This window comes from Lysobacter sp. Soil_C_59 (assembly GCF_057656415.1).
In genome coordinates this window covers 133616-149674 of the sequence record NZ_JBDGKK010000004.1, presented here as the reverse complement: position 1 = coordinate 149674, position 16059 = coordinate 133616, and the positions used below count along the sequence as shown (strand labels likewise).

Annotated in this window: 14 protein-coding genes; 8 read left to right on the top strand and 6 right to left on the bottom strand. The window is 66.2% G+C overall.

The features are described from left to right. The first annotated feature begins 55 nt into the window (after nucleotides 1–55). The gene (locus AC3A3Q_RS09905) at nucleotides 56–466 is read left to right on the top strand and encodes a DUF2784 domain-containing protein (RefSeq protein WP_487586098.1); all 411 of its coding nucleotides are present in this window, start codon (nucleotides 56–58) and stop codon (nucleotides 464–466) included. Between the two features lie 82 nt (nucleotides 467–548). After that, nucleotides 549–1277, top strand: a complete 729-nt coding sequence (locus AC3A3Q_RS09900) for an oxygen-binding di-iron domain-containing protein (protein WP_487586097.1) — start codon at nucleotides 549–551, stop codon at nucleotides 1275–1277. 11 nt (nucleotides 1278–1288) lie between these two features. Here AC3A3Q_RS09900 and AC3A3Q_RS09895 read toward each other — a convergent pair whose 3' ends face one another. Beyond that, nucleotides 1289–1945 (bottom strand): energy transducer TonB, encoded by a 657-nt coding sequence (locus tag AC3A3Q_RS09895; protein WP_487586096.1) that lies wholly within the window; start codon nucleotides 1943–1945, stop codon nucleotides 1289–1291. Between the two features lie 303 nt (nucleotides 1946–2248). Then, nucleotides 2249–2995, bottom strand: a complete 747-nt coding sequence (locus AC3A3Q_RS09890; RefSeq protein ID WP_487586095.1) for a glucose 1-dehydrogenase — start codon at nucleotides 2993–2995, stop codon at nucleotides 2249–2251. Nucleotides 2996–3283: 288 nt separating this feature from the next. Here AC3A3Q_RS09890 and AC3A3Q_RS09885 point away from each other — a divergent pair, with 288 nt between their 5' ends. Then, nucleotides 3284–4363: a porin gene (locus AC3A3Q_RS09885; protein ID WP_487586094.1), complete on the top strand. Its 1080-nt coding sequence runs from the start codon at nucleotides 3284–3286 to the stop codon at nucleotides 4361–4363. 57 nt (nucleotides 4364–4420) lie between these two features. On the opposite strand, the gene AC3A3Q_RS09880 is transcribed toward AC3A3Q_RS09885, so the two are convergent. Further along, complete coding sequence (locus AC3A3Q_RS09880) at nucleotides 4421–5008, bottom strand: hypothetical protein (RefSeq protein WP_487586093.1); 588 nt, start codon at nucleotides 5006–5008, stop codon at nucleotides 4421–4423. Between the two features lie 204 nt (nucleotides 5009–5212). Between AC3A3Q_RS09880 and AC3A3Q_RS09875 the strand changes: the two genes are divergently transcribed. Then, on the top strand, nucleotides 5213–5929 hold the full coding sequence (locus AC3A3Q_RS09875) for a tetratricopeptide repeat protein (protein WP_487586092.1): 717 nt from the start codon (nucleotides 5213–5215) through the stop codon (nucleotides 5927–5929). A 72-nt stretch (nucleotides 5930–6001) separates the two neighbouring features. On the opposite strand, the gene AC3A3Q_RS09870 is transcribed toward AC3A3Q_RS09875, so the two are convergent. The 3 genes from AC3A3Q_RS09870 to AC3A3Q_RS09860 all read right to left on the bottom strand — a co-directional run bounded on the left by AC3A3Q_RS09870 (nucleotide 6002) and on the right by AC3A3Q_RS09860 (nucleotide 10827). After that, the gene (locus tag AC3A3Q_RS09870) at nucleotides 6002–7435 is read right to left on the bottom strand and encodes a restriction endonuclease (protein WP_487586091.1); all 1434 of its coding nucleotides are present in this window, start codon (nucleotides 7433–7435) and stop codon (nucleotides 6002–6004) included. A 14-nt stretch (nucleotides 7436–7449) separates the two neighbouring features. Next, nucleotides 7450–10152: a pyruvate dehydrogenase (acetyl-transferring), homodimeric type gene (gene aceE / locus AC3A3Q_RS09865; RefSeq protein ID WP_487586090.1), complete on the bottom strand. Its 2703-nt coding sequence runs from the start codon at nucleotides 10150–10152 to the stop codon at nucleotides 7450–7452. 354 nt (nucleotides 10153–10506) lie between these two features. Then, nucleotides 10507–10827 (bottom strand): hypothetical protein, encoded by a 321-nt coding sequence (locus AC3A3Q_RS09860; protein ID WP_487586089.1) that lies wholly within the window; start codon nucleotides 10825–10827, stop codon nucleotides 10507–10509. On the opposite strand from AC3A3Q_RS09860, the gene AC3A3Q_RS09855 reads away from it, so the two are divergent. The 4 genes from AC3A3Q_RS09855 to AC3A3Q_RS09840 all read left to right on the top strand — a co-directional run bounded on the left by AC3A3Q_RS09855 (nucleotide 10826) and on the right by AC3A3Q_RS09840 (nucleotide 15989). Then, nucleotides 10826–13000, top strand: a complete 2175-nt coding sequence (locus AC3A3Q_RS09855; protein ID WP_487586088.1) for a TonB-dependent receptor family protein — start codon at nucleotides 10826–10828, stop codon at nucleotides 12998–13000. The two genes, AC3A3Q_RS09860 and AC3A3Q_RS09855, sit on opposite strands and share 2 nt — an antisense overlap. A 167-nt stretch (nucleotides 13001–13167) precedes the next feature. Further along, complete coding sequence (locus AC3A3Q_RS09850; RefSeq protein WP_487586087.1) at nucleotides 13168–15150, top strand: SpoIIE family protein phosphatase; 1983 nt, start codon at nucleotides 13168–13170, stop codon at nucleotides 15148–15150. Continuing rightward, nucleotides 15150–15563: an ATP-binding protein gene (locus AC3A3Q_RS09845; RefSeq protein ID WP_487586086.1), complete on the top strand. Its 414-nt coding sequence runs from the start codon at nucleotides 15150–15152 to the stop codon at nucleotides 15561–15563. The genes AC3A3Q_RS09850 and AC3A3Q_RS09845 overlap by 1 nt, the downstream gene beginning before the upstream one ends. Before the next feature lie 39 nt (nucleotides 15564–15602). Continuing rightward, a complete protein-coding gene (locus tag AC3A3Q_RS09840) occupies nucleotides 15603–15989 on the top strand; it encodes an STAS domain-containing protein (protein ID WP_487586085.1) in 387 nt (128 codons plus the stop codon). Nucleotides 15990–16059 lie beyond the last annotated feature (70 nt).

Genomic DNA, 16059 nt, shown 5'->3' with positions numbered 1-16059 from the left:
TTGAAGCAAGCAGCGTCGATCGGCGACTGCCCTTCCGCCCGGTAGAGTCCGAGTCATGGACATGTTGTCCCCCGCCACCGCCGCACTGCTGGCCGACGCCATCCTGATGCTGCACGTCGGCATCGTCGCCTTCGTGGTGCTTGGCGCCGTGGCGGTGCTGATCGGCGGCCTGTGCGGATGGCAATGGGTGCGCGGCTTCCGCTGGCGGCTGGCGCACGTGCTGCTGATGGTCTTCATCGCCGCACAGGCGTGGCTCGGTGCGCTGTGCCCGCTGACGATCTGGGAACAGGCACTGCGCGAGCATGCCGGGCAGGCGGTCTATCGCGAGTCGTTCATCGCCCACTGGCTGTCGCGGCTGATCTTCTTCGAAGCGCCGTGGTGGGCTTTCGTCGCGGCGTACTCGGCGTTCGCCGCACTGGTGGTGGTGGAGTGGGTGGTGGTTCGTCCGCGACATCGAATCCGATGACAGGCTGACCCCCTCGCCCGGGTCCTTGCGTTGACCCGGAATGTCGGCCCGAATTGTGCCCGCGGCCGCCCCCGGAGACGCCATGACCATCACCAACCGCCAGTCAGGGACCAACGTCCACGAGATCGCCGAGCACATCTACCGGATCAACACGCCGGTGGCGCTGCCGGGAAACACGCCGTTCTCGTTCAACCAGTACCTGGTCGTCGACGACGAGCCGTTGCTGTTCCACACGGGCCTGCGCGGGCTGTTCCCGATGGTGTCAGAGGCGGTGGCCAGCGTGATGCCGCTGGAGCGGTTGCGGCATGTGGCGTTCTCGCATGTCGAGGCGGATGAATGCGGTTCGATGAACCAGTGGCTGGCGGTGGCACCGCAGGCCGCTCCGCTGTGCGGGACGATCGCGGCGATGGTGTCGATGACCGACCTCGCAGACCGGCCGCCGCGCGCACTCGTCGACGGCGAAGTGCTCTCGCTTGGCCGTCATCGCGTGCGCTGGTTCGACGCACCGCACCTGCCGCATGGCTGGGAATGCGGCTACCTGATGGAGGAACACACCGCCACGATGTTCTGCGGCGACCTGTTCACCCAACCCGGCACCGGGCACCTGTCGTTGACCGAAACCGACGTGCTCGGGCCCAGCGAAGCCTTCCGCCATCAGATGGACTACTACGCGCACGCGACCAACACCGGCGCGATCCTGGAGAAGCTGGCCCAGGCGAACCCGCATACGCTGGCGTGCATGCACGGCAGTGCCTGGCGTGGAGACGGCGCGGCACTGCTGCGCGCGCTGGCGGCGGAGCTGTCGCACTAGCCAGCGGCATCTCAGCGGACGGCGAACTCACCCTGCCCGAGGATGTCGTCCTTGAGACGCACTTCAATCTGGTAACGCCCGGGCTTCCAACCGCCGGGCTGCGCACCGGACAGGACGAAACGCTTGCGCCCGCCTTCCTGCAGCGGCGACGTCTGTTCGTGGTGGACCACCGGATGACCGGCATCGTCCAGGTAGATCCAGCGGACGCTCAGCGACTGGCCCACCGCGTCGGGGGAAGTCAGCACGTACTCGACGACCGCGCTGACCTTGTCGCTCGGCGCGAACATCGGCGTGAACATGGCAGCGCCCGTGTCGCTGCCTTCGGCTCCGAGCTGCGTAAAGGTGGACAGGACGCGTACGCCCTGGCTGCAGTGCGGCCATTCCGCCGGAGCGACAAAGGCCACCGGGACGCGCGCCCTGGAGTGAACCGGAACGCCGTACTCGAATGCCGGCCGGAACTTCCACTCCTTGGCCGCCGCGTAGGCAGCGCCGTCCAGCGACGGATGACCGCTGGACTTCTCGACGACCGCGTCCATCACCGTTCCTGCCGGCGAGATGGTCAGCATCAGCTTGGTCAGGCCCGTCAGCTGCCGGCACAGCGCCACCTCCGGCAGTTGCGGCGGTTGGTTGCTCAGCTTGAACGGCGGTACGTACGCAGGCAGCCGCACGGACTGCGCGGGATCAGAAGCAGGCGCCGATGGCGGAGGCGCAATCGGCGGCGGAGCGGGCACTGGCGGCGGCGGCGTCACTACCGGGTCCGCGGCAAGGCAGCTCCCGGCAAGCGGAAGGGCAATGGCAACCGCAATCCACGCGAAGGCGTTGCGTGCTCTCAACAGATCCCCCAGCGGGGCGCTATGGCCCCTCCAGCTGCGCGGCCTCCCCAGGCATCGCGTCAGCCCGGCGATATTCGCACGAGCCGACCCCCGCCAGCAGGCGGGACGGAGGCGCGGTGCCTGCGTCCCGCCGAACGGTCAGCGCATGCCGCCGGCCGCGTTCAGCAGCTCGCCGGTGAGCCAGCCGGAGGCGTCCGAAGCCAGGAACACCGCGATCGACGCGATGTCATCGGGCTGGCCGATGCGGCCCAGCGGGGTCTGCGCGACGGCGTGGCCGTGGAAGTCCGATCCGATGAATCCCGCAGCGTGCGTGCCCTCGGTTTCAACCATGCCGGGGTTGATCGAGTTGACGCGGATCTTGCGCGGGCCCAGCTCCAGCGACAGCACGCCGGTGATCGCGTCCACGGCGCCCTTGGTGGCGGTGTAGACGGCACTTCCGGGCGGAGTGATGCGGGTGACGAGCGAGCCGATGTTGATGACGCTGCCGCCCTCGCCCAGGTGCTTCGCAGCCGCCTGCGTAGTCAGCAGCAAGCCCAGCACGTTGATGTTGAAATGGCGGTGGAAGTCAGCCTCGGTGACTTCCTCGATCGGCGCGAAGTTGTAGACGCCCGAGTTGTTGACGAGGATGTCGAGCCGACCGAACTTTGAAACCGCCGCATCCACGATCGCCTCGGCGTCGGACTTGCTGGATACGTCGCCGCGCACGGCGACGGCCTTGCCGCCGGCCGCGGTGATCTTCGCCACGACCGCATCGGCGGCCTCCTGGCTGGACGCGTAATTGACTACGACCGACGCGCCTTCGGCGGCCAGTGCGGTGGCGATGGCGGCGCCGATGCCCTTGGAAGCACCGGTAACAACGGCGACCTTGCCTGAAAGCTTGCTCATGTTCTTTTTTTCCGGAAGTGGGAGATAGGCAATGGCGAATGGCCACCGCTCCCGGATGACTTGGAGCCAGCCCGGGCGGAGATAAGTGGGGATTTCAGGGAATGAACATCCCGCGGGCGGGATGCCGGACCGCGACCCGCAATTGAGACGTTTCTGATGTACCGGGCACAGGTCGCGTCGATAGCTTCGATCGCGAGCGGCCCACACCCCTGCCCTCGATCCGGATGCCAAGCGCAAGGACTGCCAACGGCTGCTTCACCGTCTCCACTACCAAACACATAGGGACATATGTCTGGTTCAAACCTTCGCATTGCCGCGGCGCTGGCCGCGGTAGTCGCCACCCATTGCGTCAACGTCCGTGCCGACACCGGCATCACCATCAGCGGCCGCATCGCCGCCGGCGTCGACTACGTCAACCACATCGCACAACCCGACGGCAGCGAGAAGTCACTGCTGCGTGCAGGCGGCAACCAGTGGGGCACCAGCCTGCTGGACATCGGCGGCGAGGTCGCCTTCGGCGATTACACCGATGGCGTCCTGCATGACGCCAAGGGCGTGTTCCTGCTCGAATCAGGCTTCGATGCGACCAAGGGCACCACCAATGGTGATGCGCTGTTCAATCGCCGCGCCTATGTCGGCATCAGCAGCCCGTCGTGGGGCACGGTGCTGGTGGGTCGCGACCAGTCGATCACCAACGACATCTGGGACATCGATCCGCACTACCAGTCGTTCATCAGCACCGCGACGCTGGTGCGCGGCCGCAACTGGTTCGGCGCACCGAGCATGATCGAGTACCGCAGCCGCAAGTTCGGCGGGCTGGAGTTCGGTGTGCAGACGGCGCTTGGCGAGCAGCAGGGGTCGAGCTCGGCACTGCGCAAGGACGGCGTGTCGGTGACCTGGTCAAGCCCGACCTGGCTGGTTCGCGGCATCTACGATGTCGCCCGCGACCAGGTCGGTGGCTACTCCAACCCCTACCTGTATTCGAAGGAAACCATCCTGGGCGGCGTCGGCACGTTCGGCGCGCTCAAGGTCTATGCGGGCTACAACGGGCTCGACGCGCCCGACGCCGCGGCGGGGCTGCCGTCCCATGTGGACCAGTACTGGCTGGGCGCCCACTACGACGTAACGAAGAAGTTGCAGCTCACCGCGGCCGGTTACGCGGTGGACGCCAATCGCGGCCAGGGCAACGCGCTGCTGCTCAGTGCAGGGATGACCTACAACTTCACCAGCCGGCTGTTCTGGTATGCGATGGTCGGCAACGTGTCCAACGGCGGGCGCGCCGAGTTCTCGGTCGAGACCACGGACGAGCGCCCGCTGCCCGGCAACGCACAGCAAGGCAGCTTCAGCGGGTTGGTGGTGACGTTCTGAGCGACGTTGTAGTCGTCTGAATCGCGCCACTGGCTGGCGCGATTCAGACGCCGCCGATCACCAGAGGCTCGCCGGAATCGCATCCGCGCACGGCGTGCCGGAAACGTCGGTCATGATCGGCTTGAGCATCTGTGTGACCAGTCCGACGTACTCGGCGAACTCGGCATCGTTGGACGTGCTGCGCGAGTAGGCCGCCGTGGCGCAGGCACTCCAGACGTGTGCGTTGGTCGGGTCGCTCTTGGCCAGCGCCTCGTACTTCTCGGCGATCGAGCCGATCCCGTCGCTGTCGCCGTCATCGCTCGCGATCGCGGCGGCGCTGGCGGCGCTGATGAGGTCGAGCTGGGTCGGCACGTTGCCGTCGACACCGGGCTTGAAGGCCTCGATGGTGTCGCCATCGACCACGCGCAGGCCGTACGTCGCGTTGGTGTTGGGATTGAAGAAGTGGTAGCTGCCGTCGCCTTGCGGCGAGTAGGTCGACGTCTTGTTCGGCTCGACCACCACCAGCGAATCGCCCTGCTTCTCGACCTTGATGCTGTAACTGCCACCGACGATGCCGTAGGTGCCGTTGACGAACTCCTGAGCGAACGCGGTCCCCACCGCGCAGCAGGCGGCCAAGGCCAGCGCTGCCTTGTGAACGATCTTCATGTTTTCCCCTGTAGTGGTGCCGGTTGCCGGCACCGCCGGAGGGTAGCGCATGGCTGGGCGGCGGGGGATGGGACGAATTCTCGGGCGCTGCTGCCGGGAACTTGAGGCGTCCACTACCCTCCCCCGCGAAGCTCGGGCAGACTCATGCCCTGCCGATTCAGCAAGGGTATGGGGATGCCGTTTCTGGGGATGGGGCTGCACATCATGATTGCGATCTGCTTTGCCGTGCACGCCGTGCGCAGCGGGCAGGATCGCTATTGGCTGATGATTCTTTTCATGTTCCCGCTGCTCGGCAGCCTGGTGTACGCGCTGGCGATCTGGCTGCCGTCGATGCGCTACACCCAGCAGGGTCGCGCCGTCACTCGCGGCGTGGATCGACTACTCAATCCCGGCCGCGAACTGCGCGAGGCCCAGGATGCCTTCGACATCGCCGCAACCGTCGACAACCGCCTGCGCCTGGCGGACGCCCTGGTCGGCGACAAGCGACCGGCCGAGGCGATCGAGCACTACCGCGGCGCCCTTCGCGGAATCCACAGCGACGACCCGGACATCCAGGTCCGCTTGGGGCAAGCCCTGCTCGAATCCGGCCAGCCCGCCGAAGCGCGCCAACTGCTGGACGACCTGATCAAGCGCAAGCCGGACTTCCGCTCAGCGCAAGGGCACCTGGTCTACGCCCGCGCGGTTGCTGCCGAAGGCAATCGTGACAAGGCGAAGGAAGAGTTCGAGACGCTGATCGGCTACAGTAGCGGGTTCGAAGCGCAGGCGTATTACGCGCAGGCGCTGGTCGACTGGGGCGAGCGCGAAAGGGCGCAGGCCGTATGCGATGGCGCGCTGAAGCAGGCCAAACGGCTGCCGGGGTATTCGCGTCGGATGAACAAGGATGCGTTGGATCGGTTGAAGCGACTCGGCGCCAAACAGTAGTTCAGCAAGTACCCCGGCGAGCGGTGATGCACTTAAGGACGATCGCTGCGGGGTCGCTATGCATCGCTTCAACTATTCCCAAAGAATCTCTTCTGGCAGTCTGTTGCTGACCTGGCTCTCGTAGGTTGAATTCACGTGATCTAGAAATTGTTCGACACTGGAGTAGCCGGCGGCCAATTGCAGCTTGGTGACTTCATCCGCGAGGCTCGAGCCATTGACGAGCATCACCGGATACTGATCCTCGTATATTTCACGCTGCACGGCATCGGAAAAGAACGATGTCGTGACATAGGCACCAAGCCACCCCCTGCGCAGTCGGGCAACCGTTCTAGCGATATGCACGCCGCCCGTTGGAGTGTCGATTCTCTCGCACTTGGCTTGCCCAAGCACCACGAGCTTTGTGCGAGCAATGCCTTCGCCTAGATCTATTCGACCAACAAAATCCAGTCCGCCGTCACCGGACCCGCGGGTCAGCCAGCCCCTGTGATAGCTAGCTCCGGTAGCTCGCACCATCGATTCGCAGACGAGACTCGCAAGCGCCTCGAACCGGTGCTTTCTCCCCTCATAGAACGAATAGATTGCCTCTAGCGTCTTCCTCTTGCTGGAGTCTGCGGGCGCAACCTGGTCCTTTTTCGGAACGACGTGGTATCGCGTGACCCGGCGCCTCAGTCGTTCCAGATCGGGACTCCCGAACTGAATCCATTCTCTCCAAGCCAACGGCGCCCGTTCGTTCGCCGCCATCAGATCACCGCCCGCTCTACGATCGGCCACCCAAGACATATCAACACTCTCGTCTTCAGCAGTCAGCGACAGGATTGCGAGATCGAACAGGTAGTTGGTGAAATAACCCCCGTTTGCCGCAGAGTACTGCGTCACCCGTTTTGCCCCAGTAATGACCGCAAGCCCCGCGAACTCTTTGTAGCCCTTCCTTGAGGCCCGAAACAACAGAATTGGCGCAGCCCTCTCTCGCTTCTTCCTGTCCGGAGACGTGTGAAGTTCAAATTGTTGAAGCAGGCGCCGATTTCCTTTCGCCAAACCAGGATCAACATCAGGCGTCTTGTTGTCGCCAAAGTAACGGGCGAATCCTTCGTCCGGCTCGATGGTGTCGTGCCAGGGGTTTTCTGCTGATCCGCGCTTGTTCTCGTTACTGGACAGCAGAATTACACCAACTCGCTTCCCATCAACCGCTGTCGTTGATGCAGGCACATTGATGCCACTCTCCAGCTGAAGGGTTGCCATTCCTGGCGTGGCCACGATGTAGTGAAAGTTTGGGATATCGTCCACAACCGCCTGCTCTGGAGCGATAGATTTCGCGTATCGATAGACGCGCCCCATCCGAAAGTTTTTCACAAGCCCCCCAGCTTGTTTGTCGCCAAACCTGTTGGTCCAAGGCTTGTGCGGCAGACCCCTCTGCAACTTCAGAATTACTACATAACGCCGGACAATGCAAAACTCAGAGTATTGGATGACACAAAGAAAAAGAGCGGCTAGTCGGCCGCTCTTCATTCAGTGAAATCTACTCAAACTCCAATCGGATTCGGCTTCTCACCATCAATCTTGTAAGTCTTGATGGCCCGAGCCACATCCTTCCCCGTCATCTTCCCTTCCGCCGCCAGCGCTGCGATCGCGGCGTGCGCGATGTAGTACCGGTCAACTTCGAAGTGGCGACGCAGGTTGGCACGCGTGTCGCTGCGGCCGAAGCCATCGGTACCCAGCACCGTGTAATGCATCGGGACGAATGCGCGGATCTGGTCGGCGTAGGCGCGCACATAGTCGGTCGCGACGATCGCCGGGCCCTGGCGGCCTTCCAGCAGCTCGGTCACGTACGGCTTGCGCGGGGTCTTTGCTTCCGGGTTCATGCGGTTCCAACGCTCGGCATCGAAACCGTCGCGACGCAGTTCGTTGAAGCTCGGGCACGACCAGATGTCGGCGGTCACGCCGAAGTCCTTGTCTAGCAGTTCCGCCGCGGCGATGGCTTCGCGCAGGATCGTGCCGCTGCCCATCAGCTGCACGCGCAGTTCGCCCTTCTTCGCCTTGCCGGCGTCCTTCAGCAGGTACATGCCCTTGATGATGCCGTCCGCGGCGCCTTCCGGCATGTCCGGGTGGCCGTAGTTCTCGTTCATCAGGGTGATGTAGTAGTACTCGTCCTGCTGCTCGGTGAGCATGCGCTGCATGCCGTGCTGCACGATCACCGCCACTTCGAAGCCGAAGGTCGGGTCGTACGCGCGGCAGTTCGGGATCGCGCCGGCGAGCAGGTGGCTGTGGCCATCCTCGTGCTGCAGGCCCTCACCGTTCAGCGTGGTGCGACCGGCGGTGGCGCCGAGCAGGAAGCCACGGGCGCGCATATCGGCCGCCTGCCAGGCGGCGTCGCCGATGCGCTGGAAGCCGAACATCGAGTAGTAGATGTAGAACGGCAGCATCGGCAGGTCGTTGGTGCTGTAGCTGGTGGCCGCGGCCATCCAGCTGGCGAACGCGCCGGCTTCGGTGATGCCTTCTTCCAGCACCTGGCCAGCCGCGTCTTCGCGGTAGTACATCAGCTGGTCGCGGTCGACCGGCTTGTACTTCTGGCCGTGCGGGGCGTAGATGCCGATCTGGCGGAACAGGCCTTCCATGCCGAAGGTGCGCGCTTCGTCGGCGACGATGGGCACCACGCGCGGGCCGACCTGCTTGTCGCGCAGGATGATGTTGAGCGCCTGCACGAACGCCATCGTCGTGCTGATCTCGCGCTCGCCGGTGCTCTTGAGCAGGCGGTCGAAGCCTTCCAGCTTCGGCGCTTCCAGCGACTGCGTCGACTTCTGGCGGCGCTGCGGCAGGAAGCCGCCGAGCGACTTGCGGCGCTCCATCATGTATTCCACTTCCGGCGAGTTCTCGCCGGGGTGGAAGAACGGCACCTTGCCGTCCGCCAGCTGCGCATCCGTCACCGGGATGTTGAAGCGGTCGCGGAACATGCGCACGGCGTCGTCGTCGAGCTTCTTGGTCTGGTGGGTCGGGTTGAGCGACTCGCCGGCCGCGCCCATGCCGTAGCCCTTGACCGTCTTGGCCAGGATCACGGTCGGCATGCCCTTGGTGTTCACGGCCTCGTGGTATGCCGCGTAGACCTTGTGCGGATCGTGGCCGCCGCGGTTGAGGCGCCAGATGTCGTCGTCGCTGAGGTTGGCGACGAGCTGGGCGGTCTCGGGGTACTTGTTGAAGAAGTTCTCGCGCGTGTACTTGCCGCCGAACGCCTTGCAGTTCTGGTACTCGCCGTCGACGGTTTCCATCATCAGCTGGCGCAGCTTGCCGGTGGTATCGCGCGCCAGGAGCGGATCCCAGTAGCTGCCCCAGATGGTCTTGATGACGTTCCAGCCGGCGCCGCGGAACTGGCCTTCCAGTTCCTGGATGATCTTGCCGTTGCCGCGCACCGGGCCGTCGAGGCGCTGCAGGTTGCAGTTGATGACGAAGACAAGGTTGTCTAGGCCTTCGCGGCCGGCAACCGAGATCGCGCCGAGCGATTCGGGTTCGTCCGTCTCGCCGTCGCCGAGGAACGCCCAGACCTTGCGGTCGGACTTGGGCATCAGGCCGCGGCCTTCCAGGTACTTCCAGTTGCGCGCCTGGTAGATGGCGGCCAGCGGGCCCAGGCCCATCGACACGGTCGGCACCTGCCAGTAATCCGGCATCAGCCACGGATGCGGGTAGGAGCTGATGCCGCGGCCGTCGACTTCCATGCGGAAGTGGTCGAGCTGCGACTCGCTGATGCGGCCTTCGAGGAACGAACGGGCGTAGATGCCCGGCGAGCTGTGGCCCTGGACGCCGATCACGTCGCCCGGGTGGTCGGCGCTGGGAGCGCGCCAGAAATGGTTGAAGCCGACGTCGTAAAGCGTGGCCGCAGAAGCGAAGCTGGCGATGTGGCCGCCGAGGTCGCCGGGCTTGCGGTTGGCGCGCACGACCATCGCCAGCGCGTTCCAGCGGATGATCGAACGGATGCGCCATTCCATCGCGTGGTCACCGGGGCTCTTGACCTCCATGTGCGCGGGAATGGTGTTGATGTATTCGGTGGTCGGCGAGAACGGCAGGTGCGCGCCGGCGCGACGGGTGACTTCCACCATGCCTTCGAGCAGCTGGTGGGCGCGCTCGGCGCCCTCGCGCTCGATGACGGCCTGGACAGACTCGATCCACTCGCGGGTCTCGGTCGGGTCGGGGTCGTTCTGGAGGATGTCGGAAATCGCGGCGTGGAGAGAAGTCATGCGTATCGCGGCCCCTATTGGCCGCGCCTCGTGTGGGGCGGGGGTTTAGAGTCCGGATTCTAACAGGGCGACACCGGTGGACCAGCCTGCCGCAATGGGCCGCAGCGTTGCGACGAAAGTGGGATTGAAAGCCTGAAATCCCTACGGGCGCGAATGGGAGTAGCCCGTCATTCCCGCGAAGGCGGGAACCCAGCGACTTTGCCCGATTTGGGTGCTGGCACTGAAGAGACGTTACTGCTTCGTTATTCCCTCGCACGTCATCCCCGCGCAGGCGGGGATCCATGGACGTTGTTGTCCCGGCAGGACACGAAAGACGCTGGGTCCCCGCCTTCGCGGGGATGACGGTCAGAAGCGCTACCTGCCCGGCGGCGCGATCGGCACGCCCAGCACCTCGCGTTGGAAATTCAGCATCTCCTCGCGAGTCACTTTCTCGTCATGGTTGGCGTCCATGTGCTCGAACAGCGAGCGGGCGCCGGCGGCGTGCTCCATCGCGGTGACCACGCCGTCGCCGTCCAGGTCCATCGGCAACGGGTCGCTCGGCGGCGGCGGCGGTGCGGCGACCGCCACGGGGGCCGGCGCGGGCGCCGGGGCCGGCGGTGGCGTCGACTGCGCCCAGAGCCAGGCAGGTACGGCGACAATGGTCAGGACCAGCAACAGGCGGACTGCGGTTTTCATGATTGGACCCCCCAGGGACGACATCTCGGCACACGGTATCGGCCGCTGCGTATGCGTGCTGTCACGCTGGCCCCGTCAGCCTTCGGCCATCGCCGTGGCCTGCCTGCTCGCCTTGCCCCCGGCCATGGCGCAGCAGGCGCCGCCGGCGGCCACGACCCTGGATACGGTCGAGGTGCTCGGCGCGCGCCATGAACTGTCCGACTTTCCCGGCTCGGTCACCGTCATCGACGGGGATACGCTGCGCGCCGGCCAGCGCCAGGTCTCGCTGTCGGAAGCGCTGGTGCGGGCGCCCGGCATCACCGTGCTCGATCGCCAGAACTACGCGCAGGACCTGCAGGTTCAGAGCCGCGGCTTCGGGGCGCGGTCGACGTTCGGCATCCGCGGGATCAAGTTGATCGTCGACGGCATTCCCTCCTCCGCACTCGATGGCCAGGGCCAGGCGGCGAGCTTTCCGCTGAGTGCGCTAGATCGCATCCAGGTGCTGCGCGGCCCGCTGGCGCTGCAATACGGTAATGCCGCCGGCGGTGCGATCGTCGGCGAGACCCTGCTCGATGGCGGGCATGGTGTCGATGTCGACGCCTGGGCCGGGTCGAACACCAGTGGCCGGATCGCCACCGGCATCGAGGGCGCCAGCCACGACGATGCGTGGCGCTGGAAGGCCTTGGGCAGTTACTTCACCACGGATGGCGACCGTCCACACAGCTCGGCCGAGCGCGCGCAGCTCGATGCGATCGCGCAGTGGGTGCCGGGGGAAGGCCAGCGGCTGCGCCTGGTCGCGGGCGGGCTGCATCAGCCCTATACCGACGACCCGCTCGGGCTTACCCGCGCGCAATGGCAGCGCGATCCGCATGGGACCGATCCGGTCGCGGAGCTGTTCGATACACGCAAGCGCATCGACAACGGGCAAGCCGGTGCACGCTGGGAGGATGCGTATGCGTCGGGGCGCGAATACTGGCTGGGCGGTTATGGCGTCACCCGCGATGTTGTGCAGTTCCTGGCGATCCCGATCGCGGCGCAGCGCGCGCCGACCAGCGCCGGTGGCGTCATCGACCTGGGCCGGCAGTCGACCGGTGTCGAGGCCGGACATCGATGGGACGGTGAGCATGGCGCGCTGACGGTGGGCGCCGAGGCCGGCTGGCTGCACGAGCAGCGTCGTGGCTACGAGAACTTCGTCGGCACGCAGCTCGGCGTGCGCGGGCGCCTGCGTCGCGACGAGGACAACCGCATCCGCAGCAACGAGGCCTACGTGCTGGGCGACCTGCGGCCGGCAGACGACTGGACGGTGCTGGGCGCGGTGCGTCATGCACGCCTGCACTTCTCGTCCGACGATCACTACATCGCGCCGGGCAACGGCGACGACAGCGGCAGCCTCGACTACAGCGAGACCGCGGCATCGCTCGGCGTGGCGCGCGCGTTCGGCCATGGCGAAGTGTTCGCCAGCGTCGGCCGTGGCTTCGAGACACCGACGGTGACCGAGCTGGCGTATCGGCCCGATGGCGGCGCCGGTTTGAACTTCGACCTGGAACCGGCGCACTTCGACAGTGCCGAAGTCGGGGCGCGCTGGCGTTTCGGTTCCGGCGACGCCAGCATCGCGGGCTATCGCATCGACGGCGAGGACGAGATCGTGCCGGCCGACAACCGCGGTGGCCGCGCCAGCTTCGCCAATGCCGGACTGACGCGTCGCGAAGGCGTGGAGGTGGGCATCCAGGCGCGCTTGCACCCGCGATGGTCGTACGTGCTGACGGTCAACTGGTTGCGGGCACGATTCACCGAGCCTTTCAGCTACCGCGTGGTCAGCGGTGGCGTGGAGCAGGTGCAGCAGGTGGAGGCGGGCAATCGCATCCCAGGCATTCCGCAAGCCGATGGCTATGCGGAGCTGGCCTGGAACGATGCCAGTGGCCGGATCATCGCGGCACTGGAGGCGCGCGCCAGCGATCGCATCGCCACCGACGACCGCAATACCGATTACGCGCCGGGCTATGCGCAGTTCGCGTTGCGATTGCAGTGGCGTGCGGCGGCATCGGGGTGGCGGGCGTTCATGCGCGTGGACAACGTGTTCGATCGCGAGTTCGCCGGGTCGGTGATCGTCAACGAGGGCAATGCGCGGTACTTCGAGCCGGGGGCGGGGCGCGGGGTGACGGTGGGCATCGGCTGGAGCGACCGTCCCCAGTAGCCGTCATTCCCGCGAAAGCGGGAATCCAAGGACACTGTTCTGGCAGGCCAAGGGCGACGTCCATGGATTCCCGCCTTCGCGGGAATGACGGGGGTTTGGGGCCGTTAGCACCGGCATCACATGCCGGCGCTATGCTGCGGCGAAGGGGCTCCCGATCCGGTACCGCCATGACCCAGCTCATTGCCGAGTTGCCTGCGTCCGGCCGCGCGGTGCCCTGGTACCGCAGCCTGCGCACGCGGCTGGTGCTGTGGATCTGCGTCGGCTGTGTGGCGGTGCTGCTGGCGGCAACGCTCATCGTGCAGGCACGCTCGGCGAAGTTGCTCACCGCGCAGAGTGAGCGCGAGATCCGCACGCTCGCCGAACAGACCGCGCTCGGCCTGCACGCAACGCTTGAGTCGGTCGAAGTCGGCGCCAACACGCTTGGTGAGGCGGTGCGTGGCGTCGGCCGTGATCCGCGCACGCTCGATGCCCTGCTCCGCGCCACCGTCGCCGGCGACGACGACATCGCCGGGGCGATGCTGGTGCTGGAACCGGGCGCGCTCGATGCCGGTGATGCCGCCTACAGCTGGTACGTGCGCCGCGAGGGCAAGGGCTATTACACCCAGCCGATGCGCTCGCGCGGCTACGACTACCACGACCAGCCATGGTGGAAGCGCACGATCGGCGAAGGCCGCGCCTGGTGGTCGGAGCCCTACCGCAATGCCGCCACCGGCGAGCAGACGTTCGTCACCTACAACCGGCCGATCCGGCGAGATCCGGACGACCACACTTCGACACCGGTCGGCATGGTCAGCCTCGACGTTCCGGTCAGCCGCCTGCGCACGCTGATCGGGCAGCAGACATCCGACTCCCCGGTGCAACGCGTGGTGCTCAGCCCGGAGCACCTGTACGTCGTCCACCCGTCGCCGGCGCTGGAACTGAAGGTGCGACTGGACGACCGAGTCAGCCAGGTCGAGGGCCGGATGCTGCAGCCCTTGCTCGACGCCGTGCGCGAGCGCCGCAGCGCCGATGTCACCTACCTCGATCCGACCACCGGCACGCGCCGCATCGGCCTGGTGCAGCCGGTGCCCGACAGCCTGTGGACTGTCGCGGTTTCGGTCTCCGAGCAGTACGCGCAGGAGCAACTGCGCAGCACGACGCGGGCGGTCATCGCCGGTGGCCTGCTCGCGGTGCTGGTCCTGGTGCTGGTGCTGTGGCTGATCGCGCGACCGATCACGCGGCCGCTGCTGGCGTTGACCTCATCGGCCGGCCACTTCGCCGCCGGCGAGTTCGACTGGCCCTTGCCGCACACCACCCGCCGCGACGAAGTCGGCCTGCTCGCACGCGCCTACGACCGCGCGCGAAGCTCGATCAAGTCGCAACTGGCGGAAATCGAGCGCATGGCGCGCAGCCGGCAGAAGCTCGAGAGCGAGCTGTCGATCGCGCGCGACATCCAGCTGGCGATGCTGCCGCCGGCGCCGACGCTGCACGCCGATGGCCATACCCTGCAGGCGCATGCATTGCTGGAGCCGGCCAAGGCCGTCGGCGGCGACTTCTATACGTTCTTCGTCCGCGACGAGCGCGTGCTGTGGTTCGTGATCGGCGATGTGTCCGACAAGGGCGTGCCGGCGGCGTTGTTCATGGCGCGGGCGATGACCGTACTGGAAGTCGCCACCAGCCTCGGCGGCACGCCGGACAAGGCGCTGCGCGTGGCCGCCGCGCGCCTGGTCGAAGGCAACGACACCTGCATGTTCGCCACCGTGCTGTGCGGTGCGATCGATGCCGGCACCGGCGACGTGGTGCTGGCCAGCGCCGGTCACGAAGCCCCGGTGCTGGTGCACGCCGACGGCCGCCGCGAGTACCTCGACGTGCCGACCGGCCCGCCGCTGGGCGTCGACATCGCCGACAGCTACCCGCTCTGGCGCGGCCGGCTGCAGCCCGGCGATGCGTTGGTGGCCTACACGGACGGCATCAGCGAGGCGCTCGACGGCGGACACAACGCCTTCGGCACCGAGCGCCTGCTGGCCGCGTTGCCGGCCAGTGCCGATGCCCGGGGTCTGTGCGAGGTTCTGGTGGCGGCCGCGCACGGGTTCGCCGACGGCGCCGCACAGTCCGACGACATCACCGTGCTGGCACTGAATTTCGATCCATCCACCGGGGGGAATGCCTGATGCGACTGCGCCTGCAGATCCCGTGCGAACGCACGCAGCTGGGGCTGTTGCTCGATTCGATCGAGCAGTCGCTGCTCGAGCATGGCATCGCCAGGGAACTGCGCGACGACATGCGCCTGATCGCCGAGGAAGTGGTCAGCAACGCGATCGAACACGGTGTGGACGGCGAGCCCACGCCGCGCCGCATCGCGGTCGACATTGCCCGCGATGATGACGGCCTGCATGTCGAGTTCCGCGACAACGGCAAGCCGTTCGACCCGCTCGACCAGGAGCCACCGGAACTGGACGCCGACATCCTCGACCGGCCGATCGGCGGCCTGGGCGTGCACCTGGTGCGCGAACTGGCGCGCAGCGTGCGCTATGTCCGCGAGGAACCCTACAACGTGCTGCATGTGGTATTGCGCACCCGCTGAGTTGAAGTCGCAAGGCAAGTCCCCCACACGAGGTCGCCCATGGAACTCCAGATCCACATCGATCCGCCCAGCAACGGTTCGCAGCGCGTCGCCCTCGGCGGCCGCCTCGACACGGACAGCTACGCCGAGTTCGACAGGCAACTAGAGCCGCTGTTGCCCGGCATGCAATCGTTGCTGCTCGACCTGAGCGAGCTGGTGTACATCAGCTCGGCCGGGATCCGCTCGATCTTCCGCGCACGCAAGGCGCTGGCAGGCCATTCGGGCAAGGTGCTGGTGCTCAACCCGCAGCCGCAGATCCAGAAGGTGTTCGACGTGGTGAAGGCGGTGCCGCTGAACGAGATCTTCTCGTCGGCGGCGGAGGCCGATGCGTATCTGGATGCGATGCAGCGGAAGGTGTTGCGGGGGGATGAGGAGGAGGATCTTTAGGAGCAAGAGCGCCCCCTCTTCCGCCCCTTCGGGGCACCTTCTCCCACAAGGGGAGAAGGAAGTGCACAAA

What these genes read in the sequence shown, in the direction of transcription:
- AC3A3Q_RS09890 (WP_487586095.1), bottom strand. Translation starts at nt 2,995, where the DNA reads ATGAGCAAGCTTTCAGGCAAGGTCGCCGTTGTTACCGGTGCTTCCAAG.
- AC3A3Q_RS09875 (WP_487586092.1), top strand. Translation starts at nt 5,213, where the DNA reads ATGATTGCGATCTGCTTTGCCGTGCACGCCGTGCGCAGCGGGCAGGAT.
- AC3A3Q_RS09880 (WP_487586093.1), bottom strand. Translation starts at nt 5,008, where the DNA reads ATGAAGATCGTTCACAAGGCAGCGCTGGCCTTGGCCGCCTGCTGCGCG.
- aceE (WP_487586090.1), bottom strand. Translation starts at nt 10,152, where the DNA reads ATGACTTCTCTCCACGCCGCGATTTCCGACATCCTCCAGAACGACCCC.
- AC3A3Q_RS09855 (WP_487586088.1), top strand. Translation starts at nt 10,826, where the DNA reads ATGATTGGACCCCCCAGGGACGACATCTCGGCACACGGTATCGGCCGC.
- AC3A3Q_RS09900 (WP_487586097.1), top strand. Translation starts at nt 549, where the DNA reads ATGACCATCACCAACCGCCAGTCAGGGACCAACGTCCACGAGATCGCC.
- AC3A3Q_RS09870 (WP_487586091.1), bottom strand. Translation starts at nt 7,435, where the DNA reads ATGAAGAGCGGCCGACTAGCCGCTCTTTTTCTTTGTGTCATCCAATAC.
- AC3A3Q_RS09845 (WP_487586086.1), top strand. Translation starts at nt 15,150, where the DNA reads ATGCGACTGCGCCTGCAGATCCCGTGCGAACGCACGCAGCTGGGGCTG.
- AC3A3Q_RS09885 (WP_487586094.1), top strand. Translation starts at nt 3,284, where the DNA reads ATGTCTGGTTCAAACCTTCGCATTGCCGCGGCGCTGGCCGCGGTAGTC.
- AC3A3Q_RS09905 (WP_487586098.1), top strand. Translation starts at nt 56, where the DNA reads ATGGACATGTTGTCCCCCGCCACCGCCGCACTGCTGGCCGACGCCATC.
- AC3A3Q_RS09840 (WP_487586085.1), top strand. Translation starts at nt 15,603, where the DNA reads ATGGAACTCCAGATCCACATCGATCCGCCCAGCAACGGTTCGCAGCGC.
- AC3A3Q_RS09860 (WP_487586089.1), bottom strand. Translation starts at nt 10,827, where the DNA reads ATGAAAACCGCAGTCCGCCTGTTGCTGGTCCTGACCATTGTCGCCGTA.
- AC3A3Q_RS09850 (WP_487586087.1), top strand. Translation starts at nt 13,168, where the DNA reads ATGACCCAGCTCATTGCCGAGTTGCCTGCGTCCGGCCGCGCGGTGCCC.